6 protein-coding genes are annotated in these 13,100 nt (G+C 38.8%); 1 reads left to right on the plus strand and 5 read right to left on the minus strand.

Going from position 1 to position 13,100, the window contains the following annotated elements:
• Positions 1–356: 356 nt before the first annotated feature.
• The 5 genes from RSX31_RS15125 to RSX31_RS15145 form a co-directional block, all read right to left on the minus strand.
• Positions 357–857, minus strand: a complete 501-nt coding sequence (locus tag RSX31_RS15125) for a protease inhibitor I9 family protein (protein WP_315635060.1) — start codon at positions 855–857, stop codon at positions 357–359.
• Between the two features lie 114 nt (positions 858–971).
• The gene (locus RSX31_RS15130) at positions 972–1,685 is read right to left on the minus strand and encodes a hypothetical protein (protein WP_315635061.1); all 714 of its coding nucleotides are present in this window, start codon (positions 1,683–1,685) and stop codon (positions 972–974) included.
• Between the two features lie 19 nt (positions 1,686–1,704).
• Complete coding sequence (locus RSX31_RS15135) at positions 1,705–2,247, minus strand: signal peptidase I (protein ID WP_315635062.1); 543 nt, start codon at positions 2,245–2,247, stop codon at positions 1,705–1,707.
• 677 nt (positions 2,248–2,924) lie between these two features.
• A complete protein-coding gene (locus RSX31_RS15140) occupies positions 2,925–4,163 on the minus strand; it encodes a helix-turn-helix domain-containing protein (protein ID WP_315635063.1) in 1,239 nt (412 codons plus the stop codon).
• A gap of 141 nt (positions 4,164–4,304) precedes the next feature.
• On the minus strand, positions 4,305–8,405 hold the full coding sequence (locus RSX31_RS15145; RefSeq protein WP_315635064.1) for a S8 family serine peptidase: 4,101 nt from the start codon (positions 8,403–8,405) through the stop codon (positions 4,305–4,307).
• A gap of 514 nt (positions 8,406–8,919) precedes the next feature.
• Here RSX31_RS15145 and RSX31_RS15150 point away from each other — a divergent pair.
• On the plus strand, positions 8,920–12,990 hold the full coding sequence (locus RSX31_RS15150) for a S8 family serine peptidase (RefSeq protein WP_315635065.1): 4,071 nt from the start codon (positions 8,920–8,922) through the stop codon (positions 12,988–12,990).
• The last annotated feature ends 110 nt before the right edge of the window (positions 12,991–13,100 follow it).

Raw genomic sequence — 13,100 nt, forward strand, 5'->3', positions numbered from 1 at the left:
TATAGGTTCTATTTCTATTATACTAGTAAGTGATCATGAAAAAATTGGGGTTTTCAGTGGATGTCCATCCGTCCACACCAGAACTATTTACCTAGTTCTTTTTTCTCAACACCCTGATAATTTCACTCCACAAAATACATTTCAATGAAATTTACACACTAGTTCTTGCATATTTGAAAATTTTTCAATTATTTAGCAATAGAACGAAGACGGATGTAATTCTTAATACCTAATCTATTTTCCCGATTTCTCTCACATTTTTTATACTATTTTCCGAAAATGATTGTAGCTTTTAAAATTAGAGAAAAAAGATAACCGGCGCACCAGACTGATTCAAGGTGTGCCGGTTATCTTTTTTACATTTGATCTGAAGGTTGGATAGGAGGATCCAATTGGATTTCCTGGTTTGGATAAATCTTTGAAATAACGGAAGACCCCGTTAATCTCTTAATTTCATTTGCCGGTAATTCTATTGACACCCCATTAAAGGCTGTCTTATACCTGTGTTTGATTCGATATTTTACTTCATTATCATCCAGGAAGGCATGAAGTTCTTGTTCGAAAGCCTGATGACTTTGTTCAACGTGTTCCTTGGCTTTCTCCAAGGTCATATCCACGCCTTGAGCTTCTGCTTCTAAAACGGCGATTTGTGCAGGTTTTGTCTTAAACTCAATAATAACGGAAACAACCTTCTCACTTGAAAGGTTAATCGATGGATCAACTTTGACTGACGAATTCATAGTTTCTTTCACCGCCTCTTCCCCGATTTGATAGGTATTTTCCCCTACGTTCTCCTGACATCCTCCCATGTACATCATAAAGACCAGGAAAAGGACACTCCAGTAGCACTTCTTCATTAACTTTTGATCTCCTTTAGTTAAGAGTTAAAAAAAAGACAATCTATCAGGATTGTCTCCTATCGATTGCCTTTTCAAACGTTATTCACGAAGTTATTCTATTTTAGGGATACCTTAGTTTTTTGCTCCATCATCCATTTGCTTGGCTGTTACATTCAAATTCGATGTATAAGTAACTCCTTGATACTCATTACCAGCTTTTTCGTCGAGTTTGATTGCGAAAGAAAGATCAATATATTGGTCATCATTTAATTGCCAGAATTCATGCTTCTCGCCTTCTTTAGAACCATCCCCAAGTACCATCTTGGCTTTCCCGCTCATGCCTTTTGCACCAGGTTGAACTTCTTCTTCCTCTACAAATCCGACAACCATTTCAACTCCAGGAGCGATCGCTTTGGACATAGATTTTACTTCATTGGTTGTCCCATTGAATAACTCATCTAAGTAGATTCTTGATTCTTCCAGGATGTCGTCTGTCATTTCTTGTCCTTCAGAGAACTTATAAGCGATATACCCCACTTTATAAGCATCTAAAGGTACATCTGTACTTAGAGACTGGTTATAGGTAGCTTTAAGATATGCATCCATATCACCTGTGTTTTCAATCTTTAACCATTCACCGTACTTTAATTGAGAAGGGGCAAAACCAGTAGCTTCGATGATCTTTGTTTCCATGTCTTGTGAGTTGTTGATTTCTAATGTACCGTTTGTGATCTCTCCTGTGGCATTTGTCTCGGATGTGAACCAAGAATATGTACCAAAGCTTCCAGATACTACGATTGCTCCTACTAAAGCGCTTCCTAAAAATGCATTCTTCAACTTAAACATGTCAATCCCCCATTATTTATTATGATTTGGTAAACTCCTCTTCCTTCTTCTTCTGCTTGATTCTTTCATAAACCGTTAAACACACATACCCTGTTAATGGAACAATGATGAATAGCAAGAAACCCATCGGGCCTTTCGTATATTGAGAAAGAAAACCCATATTTGGAATATGAAAGAGCTCCTTCCCTACGATTTCATTTGCTGTTGTAACATCTTCATCCACCGTATTATTGTTATCACCTTGAGTATAGAAGTGCTTTACGCCGTCTTCTCCAACAATGGAGGTGATCCTGTGAGTAATCAGGTTTTTCTCCTGGTTGTAATAGGAGATGATATCTCCCTCTTTAAGATCATCTGCATCCATCTCCCGGGTAATGATCACGTCTCCAGCCTCAAAGGTAGGAGCCATACTATTCGACAATACGGTCAGCGGCTTGTATCCAAAAAGGGATAGCGGTTTACTGCTGTTCAGGCTTATGAAGATGGAACCGATGATCATCATGATGAGTAAAAAGATTACGATTGGTATGGCTTTTTTGACCATTTTCACTACCTGCTCCATATCTCACCCTCTATTCTGGTTGTGTTGTGTGTAATTTCAGATGGAAGTAAAAAAAGTCCTATTCTAATCAGAATTTCGTTAAGATTCTGATTTCTATTTATATTATTACATAGCTCGGTGACTTGGTGTATTGGGGTTTGCAGGGGGAGGAACTTCCAGGGGAATAGGCATTATTACCTAACATTCTCTGGTGTTAAAATGGAAGAAGTCTATATTCTCCTAAGAAAAATCCTTGAACGTGACAGAATAACCAGTCTTATATCACTATCTCCTTCCCCCAATTTTGTCGGTTGGAGGCACCTATTGTAAATTTACTGTGGGTTAAGTCTACTGATTAGAATTAAAATGGTGGTGGCCTTGATGATAACGTCCACTCTTTCTGTTTTTATAAGGGATTAGTAGAGGTTTTGCTTCTGAAAATAAAAAACCAAGGTACTTTTTTCCTGTATCCTTGGTCTGGAAAGAATTCTATTCTACCTTTACTCAGTTTCAAATTTCATTATCGACTTTGAAGGTTTTATTATCGAGTTGGGACTATATATTATCGCCTTTTGAATTATATTATCGACTTCGCCACTTTTATTATCGACTCTCCCTTTCTAATTTTGGGATTATTTACGAAATACACGCCTTCCTATTTGCTTAATTTGGAGACGACTCCAAAGTATAAATTTCCTCTAACATTTTTGAACCAACCTACCCGCATACTGGAGAGCTTTCTCTTGATTTCCCTCGTCTAAATAATGCTGATACATGGTCTTTTCATATGTTTGTAATTGTTGATGTTTTCCTTTTTCCTCTAACATAGGAATGATCTTTTCTTCAATAAATTGATAGTACTGCTTTTTTTTATTCTCAAATAATAAACGAAGCATTTTGAAGAATTGATAGCTGCTTTGATCATGGATGTCCTTTGCGATTTGACTGCCTATTTCAATTAATTGCTTGAGTTGCTGTTTGTCTTGATCTTCTTTAATGTGTAAACAGCAATAAACGTACCCAATCAGATTATTAAGGTAGGTAGGAGAGTTTTTATTTTTTCCCAGTAAAGATAATGTCTTCTCATAATACTTTTTCGCATTCTCATTGTCCCCTGCATAGGAGTGTTCATAAGCCAAATTGCTTAATAAAGCCGCCTTTTTAGAGGTTTCATTGAGAATATCACATTGTGCTATTAATCGATTATATCGATCAACGAGATCTTCAAAATTCCAAAGTTCGTTTCTTCCTTCGTTTATCAACTTGATCGTTTCAGCATCAATGACTTTTTTAAAATTATTCGTTTTCCTGAAGTAATCCAGGGCTAGTTCACTATAGTAATAAGCCTTTACTTTAAAATGAAGGTTATGATAGGCAATGGCGATTTGATAGAAAAACTCATGATTTAAATATTCTTTTTCATTGATTTCAAGCAGGTACTCCAGTGCTTTCTTGAAGTCCCCTTTCAGTACTTCTGTGATTCCCAAAAGGTGATGAAGCAAGTGAATTTCATATGCGTTTAATTCTTTATGGTGTTTTTTCATTTTATTCAGAAGGATTTCTGCTTGGGTTATGTTTCCTTGCAAAAGGTAGTATCTTGATTGCAATAAGAAATACTTATTTTTCACAGATTGAATAAGGAATAATGAATTGTCTTCTACCTCATTCTTTAATCTCTCAATTTCACTTTGTTGCTGTAACACCATACTATCAAGCCACTGATCAAGTAAGCGCTCATATTTCTGAAGCGATTGCATTTCTTTTTCAAGGTCAATCCCCAGTTTCTTACTTAGCAAATGAGTGATTTCAGGGGAATATTGTGTGTTTCCACGTTCAATTTTACTAATATGTGTAACAGAACATATCCCTTTTCCCAGTTCTTCTTGTGTTAGTTCTTTTTTTTCTCTATAAAATTTTATTAAGATCCCTGAACTCAACGTTACCACTCCCAACTGAATTTTTTACTCAAGATTCATTGAAATCATAGGGTATTTTCACCAACTAAAGTACTAAGAAGGGTAGTCCTTTAATGGACTACCCTTTCTGGATGATTACCAAGATGTTGTGGAAAGAAACTGTTAAGGATTAATGGTCAATTCATCTTTAATCGTGTCTATCGTTTTGCCATTCACTTCAGATTGAGGATCGGGTGTATCAAGAACAAATTCATTTTCTGATAAATAATACTTTTCAAGAAGTGTAAAGTCTTGCTCATCTGTCGTCCCATCAAGGTTTATATCAGTATTTCGATAGTCTGTTCCCCAGTGCCCTTGCAGCAGTAATGCATCATGGATATCAATGACATTATCTTTATTAATATCACCAGGCTTTGATACGGCTGTTCTATAAGAAATCCATTCTCCAATATTTATACCGTTCTCTTCTCGTCCAACCTCAAGCGGGGTATATGTCGTATAGTGTCCTGGGATATCGATGATCATAGTATATTTCTTCTCTGTTATTGGGAGTTTGTCGAAGTAAATGACTCCATTCGGTTCTAATCTCGCTGGATAAATGGTCCCTTTTGTATCTTTTAATTGAAGAGTTGCTCCTACAGTCGAGTAATCTCTACTGTGGTCCATTCCACCTTTGTCTGTAAGCAGTCCTTCTGCACCTAAATATCCCGCATCCACCTTTGAAAACGCCGGATAAATGGGATGAAGTCCGATCTTCGTTTGAATTCTCGGACCATGATTCACCTGCATTGTAGAGTTACTGAACAGTGGTGAATAAACATTTCTAAACTCATCTGCACTGGTATCTACTACGACCTCAAATAAAACAACATCCCCAGAGACTCCTTCGTCAGGAATAGTAATATCGATTATCGTCTTGGTAGTTCCTGGAGTAGTCGTTGTCTCTACTAATTCTGAACCTTCTGGCAGATCAGCCCCCAATTGGAAATCAACAGAATCATCAAAGTATTTATTTTGATAATAGAAGGTCATAGATAAATGCTGGGCATTTTTCAGATTATTAGCATAGAAGGTATATTTGATTTCGTCACCCATCTGATACGAATCTTTATCTGGTTGTGCGAAAACAAACTGTGATTCCTCATTCACATAATAAACAACCTTTGGCATTGCCGTATTTCCTGCATAATCTGCACCAAGATATTGCATTTCCCTTATGGAGTTTGTTCCGACATTTAATTCTTTTGAAAACTTTCCATTTTCATCTACTTCAAGTTGGTAATTCGGGCCTGTTGGACCATACCATATGTTGTTACTTGCCGGAGTTAGTGACATACCTGCTTTTTGGGTTTCACTCATTTCCGGGTCCACCACTGTACCTGATAATGTTACTGTATCTTGGCCTTTTGGAAGTTCAACAATTGGAAGATCTCCTTTCGGCAGGGCATTTGTCTCATCAAAGGTAATTTTCGGCGCGCCATTATCAAGGCTAATTGTCGACGTTTTAGCAAACTGTCTGCCATCTTTCGTCGTACCGATCATTTTGACTTCATATATACCATCTTCTGCCCTTATTTTTGTATAGCTGATTGGCTTCTTTTCATGTCCAGTTAGCGGGTAATAATACCCTGCAAATCCATCATCAATGAAATAATCATAGTCAATAGCCGCTCCTGTTGCATTCACTCCTGTAATCCAGCCCAATTCTGCTTTCGTTTCTTGGTCGACTAATACCCAGTCCAACCTTTCCATTGGCGAGTTTAACCTGAAATCAAGATCAGTCGCCTTTCTGCTGTAAGAATTTTTTACACGGTTTGTTGAAATACTCGGTGTATATACTTCAAAGTAGCTAATTCCTTCCTCCACGACTTTTGCTCCAAATGGAATACGGTAGATTTCTTCAGGATTCTTTTGGTTCTTGAGCACAATATATCCTTCGTATGTCCCTTTTTGGGCTGATTTCGGAATCGTAAGGAATGCATTGAAGCGTTCCTCTTTATTTTTCTTTACTTTAATCGAGTCGGGAACAGTCAGCCTTACTCTGTTTTTCTCCGCATCGAGTGATCCTGATGCTTCCGCTCCGATATTATACTCAACGGAGATGTCATATTTATTGTTTTTATCACTTTTATTTGTGATTGATAGATTCGTTGTTTTGGTGATGTGTTCATCCCCCATCGGTATGAAACCGTAGCTTAGGGCACCGGTTTTTTCCGGGATGATGATTTCTTCCCCATTTTCAATAAATGGCGTTTCATCCAGAACAGAAATCATTGTATCAGAGTGGATCGCCTGCATTGGATCTACTCTTCCAGCTCCCACCTCAAATACGCTATATTGATTTTTCAAGGGATCAGCGGTATTCATTAACACAGATTTAATATCACTTGGCGTGTACCCGGGATGTGCCTGAAGTAACAATGCTGCAATACCAGCCACTTGAGGTGACGCCATTGATGTCCCAGATAATCGTTGGTAGGCATGCGAATAATCCGTAGTATCTTCTTTATTTTGAACATAAGCGGGAACGGTTGATAAAATATTCACTCCCGGTGCAGTCACTTCTGGCTTGATATCATATAACGTTCCTGACGGGCCCTTCGAACTAAAGGAAGCCAGCTCGTCTCCACTGATTTCTGCCCGCCCTGCTTCACCTAGAGTGATTATAGGTGTACCTTCCTTAAATAGCTCTTTTACTTCTAATCCGGAATGGTTTGATAATGAAAAAGTAGGGATATTATCGTTACTTTCACCTAGATAATGTGGAATATGGCCTTCGTCTGGATTGTTATTATATATCACAACTCCAACCGCGCCATTTTGTTTTGCATAGTTCATTTTTTCAATGAGGGCATATGTACCTCTGGCAACAAAGGCTACTTTCCCATTGACAACTTTTCCGTTGTAATCAGCTGGTCCGCCTTCTCCCACTTCAACCATTTCAAAACTTTGTCCCTGTAGCTTACTAAACTCATCCGTCCATTTATTGGTCATTAATTGAAGGTTTCCGTCCAGCTCCTTACCTTCTGCTGAAAACGCACCATCATAAGTGGTGACAAAAGATGGAGCAGAACTTGCGCCCACTGTCAAAGCAAGTGCGGCAGCACCCGGTGAACCTAATGTACTATTCCCGAGATCCCCTGAGTTCCCGGCAGCTACGACTGCCGTCACACCACTTAAAACGGCATTATCCACCGCTAAGCTTGAAGCATCTAATGGATTGTTCGTCTGTGCTCCGAGAGATAGATTAATGACATCCATCCCGTCTGCAACAGCACGGTCTATTCCGGCGATTATGGCGCTATTCGATCCACTTCCATAGGGGCCCAGTACACGATAAACGTTCAATTCTGCATCAGGGGCCACTCCTATTACCTTATAATCAGAATCATTTTCAGCTTGGCCAACGATTGTCCCTGATACGTGGGTCCCGTGTTCTGTGTAGTATGTGTTACCTTGGTTTACTTCAGGGTATCCAGCAGCCGCTTCCCAATCCTCATACGTTGTTTCCATCGGGTCATCATCATTGTCTACAAAGTCATATCCACCTTTGTATGCTTCTTTTAAATCAGGGTGATGATAATCGATCCCTGTGTCAATAACCCCAACTTTCACTCCTTCACCTGTAAACCCTTCTTTATGTAACTTGTCGATATTCATGAAGGGAATACTATCCACTTTGGTCGTTGTCCCTTCTTCCACTGTTGATTTAGGTGGAGGAGTGAGCTGAACCTCTAATTCGCTATATACAGCTTTTACAACGTTTGAGTCTAATAGATTTTCAACCTTATTGGCTGGTAGAGTGATGGCCACTCCATTAAACGCATTCTTATAGGAGTGTTTGAGCTCGTAGTTATCTTTCCCGGATTTTGTCTTTTTTACGACCTTCTCATCCAGGTCTTTTTTGAATTTTTTATGGGACTCTTCCACCTTTTTCTTTGCCTTTTCAAGAGAAACTTCTTCACCCTTGAGGGACATTTGAATTTGCTCTGCTTTTGCAGGAAGCTGTTCAAATTCGACAATAACGGTTATATCTTCTTCACTTTTTAAATCTATTTCCCTCGACAATTGAAGTCCTCTCAATGTTCGGTTGGCCTCTAATTTATCAAGTGCTTCACGCTGTTCTTTCGAAAGATCCGCAAGTACGTTCATGGCATTCGATCCTGATTCTGCTTGTACAACCGGGTCAAAACCGATTGGCCCAGCTGCTCCCAGCAGAAGTCCCATGCTTAGAGCAACCTTAGGAAATTTGCTATTTTTCATCATTTTTACCCCCCCATTGATACTACTTCCAATTATATTGTCGAATCTTCATGATGTCATTTGGGGGAATTCTAGTCCATTTTCATTGGGCGTTCTCAATTGTTTTTACTTCTAATGAGTAGATGAATACTGAAAAATCTATATTTTCAGAGTATTGCACACAAAAGCAAACCATTATACCAGGTCTTTACTACCATATAAATTGGGCAATATTGAAAATCCGTGATCATACAGCTACCTAGACATGCACATATTTCTCTAGATGGGATAATTCGAATGAACATTTGGGAAAAACCAGACTATCAAATGAACTAAACCATTTTAATAACTTTCAGCTAAATGATGAAAATACACAAAATAATAAATCGAATTACCCAGAATTATAGATACATCCGTTGCTCTTCGTTCTCTAAATTACCCCCATACATTCCCCATTATATTTATGAGATGATTTTTATAATAGTAAGAAAATTCACCCCTCTTACTAAATACCTATCAAGAAGGAGTGTATCATTTGGACAAGAGCAAGTTAGTAAAAAAAGCAGCCACAGCCGGACTTTCATTGGGGATGGTATTCAGCACAATATCCTATTCCCCTGAAAGTGCATTGGGGGAGACAGTAGAAAAAACTCCCGTTTCTCATACGGAAATGCTAAGTAAACTTACTGATACCCAAAGAAAGGCCTTAAAGAACTTAGAATTAAACGACAAAACAGGGCTGCAGTTATCCTCTGCCGTCAACCTTGATACCGATGAAGAGATCTCTATTATTGTGGAGTTACATCAGAAGCCGGTCAAAGCAGCTCAACTTCTAGCAAGCTCAGAAGGTAAGAATCTGACAAAAACAGACGCTAAAAAAGCCATTGACCAAGAGCAAAAGAAGTTTAAAGAAGAACTTGGGGCAATATTCAAAAAGGAAAAGACCAAAGAAGAGTCATATAACATTAAATATCATTATACTGAGGCGTTTAATGGAGTTGCGATCACCTTACCAGCAAATAAGGTAAAATCATTATTACAAACTCAAACTGTAAAGACGATTTGGGGGAATGAAACATTTAGAATTGATCCACCTAGTTCAACTGAGGTAACAAGTCTCGGTATTTCTACTAGAATGGCAGATAGCAATCCATACCTGGGAATTGATCGATTGCATGAAGAAGGTTTGACCGGTAAAGGACTCAAAATTGGTGTCATAGATACTGGAATAGATTATAATCACCCTGATTTAAGAGAAGCCTACAAAGGTGGTTATGACTTTGTAGATAATGATGAAGATCCAATGGAAACAACCTATCAGGACTGGAAGAATGCTAAATACAAACCAGAATTTTCAATGGGACATTCTTATTATACGGAACACGGTACTCATGTATCCGGAATCATTGCCGGTCAAGGTACAAATGGTAGTGACTATGCCACGAAAGGCGTAGCTCCTGATGCAGACATTTATGGGTATAGAGTGCTTGGCCCATATGGCAGCGGGACCACAGAAAATGTGCTAAAAGGAATCGACCAAGCAGTAGAAGATGGCATGGACATCATTAACCTATCATTAGGTGCATCCATCAATGATCCCTATTTTCCGACCAGTGTCGCGGTTAACAATGCCGTCCTTAGTGGGGTAACGACAATCGTAGCTGCAGGAAACGCAGGTGATGAAGCCTATACTCTTGGATCACCGGGATCTTCTGCACTGGCATTAACGGTTGGTGCAAGTGATACTCAACTTGATATCATTACATACGTAGGTCAGCTTTCATCGCAATCTGTTACCCTACAGTTATTAGGAAAACACTATAGTGATAAAATAGAAGATTTCGAAGGTCAGGCACTGCCAATCGTAGAAGTCGGATTAGGAAGGTCTGATGATTATTCCGGGAGAGATGTACATGACAAAATCGTTCTTGTAAGTCGCGGGGAAATTACGTTGAATGACAAGATCAAATATGCAAAGCTAAATGGGGCTAAAGCGATCATGATCTACAACAATAACGAAGAAGAAGGGCATATCCCTTACTTCCTGGGTGAAAATAAGGATTTCATCCCAACATTCAGTTTAACAAAAAGCGATGGAGAAACATTACTTGAAAAACTCTCAAATTCTGAAGACTTCATGTTTAATAAAATCGGCACCGTTCAAACAGAGGGTGATCATTTAGCCGATTTCAGTTCAAGAGGACCCTCTAAATTTAATTATGATATCAAACCTGAAGTGACAGCTCCTGGAGTAGGTATTCAATCCACTGTTCCATCTTACATGATAAATCCTGAGGATGTAGACAACTATGAATATGCGTATCAGCGATTATCAGGGACATCCATGGCTGCTCCTCAAGTAGCCGGGATCGCTGCCCTTCTATTAGAATCCAATCCGGATCTACAGCCAGAAGACATAAAAACACTATTGATGAATACGGCTGATCCGTTAAACGGGGATTATAGCGTCTTTGAAGTGGGTGCAGGAAGAGTCGACCCATATGAAGCGATTCATTCATCCATGCAATTCCAAGTAATCGATGAGACAGCCAACATTGCAAATGGAGAAGAAGTCATCATTGATGAGAAAACAGGCTCCATCAGCTTTGGCCTCCAATACAACGATGGGAAACATATTCGTGATCAGCGCACAATACAAGTAAGCAATCATGGCAAGGAAACGAAAACCTTCACAGGAAAGGTTGAATTTACAAGTCAATCCCTTGGTGCAAACAAGAACGGTGTTCAGGTTGTATTTGATAAGAAGATCTCGGTTAAACCCGGAAAATCTAAGAAAACCAATGCCTTTGTCATGATTCCAAAAACAGCAGATCAAGGGTTTTACGAAGGATACATCACCTATGAAAATGAAAACGATTCAGATGAAGTCTATCAAATTCCGTTTTCGATCCGTGTTGCTGGAGAAGGATTTGACTTCTTAACATTCGATAAACAAATATTAACCACCAATCCAGGAAGCTATTTTGGATTTTTCCCTGTTGCTGCCTTTGGTTTCCAGTTAAATTCCAACGTGGAGCAAGTGGATGTTGTGTTAGCTGATGGAAAAACAGGTGAAGATATTGGATATGTCGGAAACTTCGATGGAAGTGACTTACAAATTGGTGTCCCATATGGACTGTACGGATATGGCGGGAATTATTATCCGTTTACAGGAGATGAGGATTATCCCGTCCACCTAAAGGAAATGTTCGCCAAACAAGGACACTATAAATTGAAATTTATTGCAACGAATGAAAATGGCAGAACCTTTACTGAAGAAGAAGACATTTTTGTCGATAATACGAAACCAGAATTTAAAACGAGTATTGATGATAAGCTTGTTTATGAATTCTCAGAAGGTCAGGAATCCTACCCAGTAAGCGGAACATTAATTGACAAGGAAGTAAAGGATATTCAAGATGCAGGTATTGACATTAGTCAGGCAGATAATTTCATCTATGAATATTTGTACACGATGCTTCATGAATATAGAATCTTCCCCGATGAAGATGGTACGTTTGAAATGGATATCCCTCTTGTCAGACCGACATATAATATAGCAGCATTGGATGCCCTTGATGCTGCGACGAACAAAACGGAAAAAAAGACGTATAATTTTCTTCCTGAAGGTACTTCCTACATGACAGGAACCTACGATAAGAAATCCGCTAAACCTGGAGACACTGTTACATTTACGATGACGGCCAACAATGTAAAACAATTAAAAGAGGCAAAGTTCACTTTATACTATACTGATTCGATGGAAATCCTCGATATTAAAAAAAATGATGCGTTATCCGGTTACGATGTAAATGTACAAACTGATATGTCTATTGGTTCAGTTTCTAATGCCAAGGTAGACCTTACCCTTAAAGGAGATCAAGAGATTACAGGAGAACTTCCAATGCTGGATGTTACTTTTAAAGTGACCGATAAGAAATGGACTGACTATGCAGGGTTCAACTTTACCAGTAATCGATACATTGACACGAATGGAGACACCATCACGGCACAAGGATATATTGAAGGGTTGAAGCTACTCAAACAAACGGGTATCATCAGTGGGGGATTTGTCGGTCAAGGTTTCTTAAATCCTGACACTTCCATTGATTTTTCGAGAGACTATACGAAAGTCGGTGCTTCCGTTGCGTTGATTAGTCCAGACGGAAAAGAATACACAGCTGGAATTACTAATAGAGCAGGCTTCCGTTTCGATAACATACCGGTAAATCCTGAACCATATACTCTAAAAGTGAATATCCCGGGTCACTTCACATATCTTAAAGAAATCATGGTGAATAAAGAGGAAGATGGAGAAATTACCGGGACATTGACATCCATCACTGCGTTTACGTATGCAGGTGATGTGAACCAAGACGATGTCATTGATATATTTGATGCGCTATACCTGAAAGAAAAATGGCAGACTGATGATCGTTCCGCTGACATCAATTTAGATGGCATTGTCGATCAGAAGGATTGGAGTTATGTAGAAAAGAATTATCTGACGAGAAACCATACATTGGATGAATTAAAAGATGCTGTTAAAAGTCATCAAGGTATGACACTGGAGAAAGTGAAAAAGGAATTAGGGATTACAAACTAATATTAGTGAGCCGTACCCGTGAACTAAGGTTCGTGGGTACGGCTTTTGTGTAAGTGCATAATAAATGGATCTTAAATTAACGATATAGACTATTACTTTAATGAAAAAAG

Origin of the sequence: Rossellomorea yichunensis (genome assembly GCF_032337515.1) — a bacterium.
Classification (GTDB): domain Bacteria; phylum Bacillota; class Bacilli; order Bacillales; family Bacillaceae_B; genus Rossellomorea; species Rossellomorea yichunensis.

Excerpts from the sequence above, each read along its gene's own strand:
- RSX31_RS15125 (WP_315635060.1), bottom strand. The coding sequence starts at position 857 with ATGAAGAAGTGCTACTGGAGTGTCCTTTTCCTGGTCTTTATGATGTAC.
- RSX31_RS15145 (WP_315635064.1), bottom strand. The coding sequence starts at position 8,405 with ATGAAAAATAGCAAATTTCCTAAGGTTGCTCTAAGCATGGGACTTCTG.
- RSX31_RS15135 (WP_315635062.1), bottom strand. The coding sequence starts at position 2,247 with ATGGAGCAGGTAGTGAAAATGGTCAAAAAAGCCATACCAATCGTAATC.
- RSX31_RS15130 (WP_315635061.1), bottom strand. The coding sequence starts at position 1,685 with ATGTTTAAGTTGAAGAATGCATTTTTAGGAAGCGCTTTAGTAGGAGCA.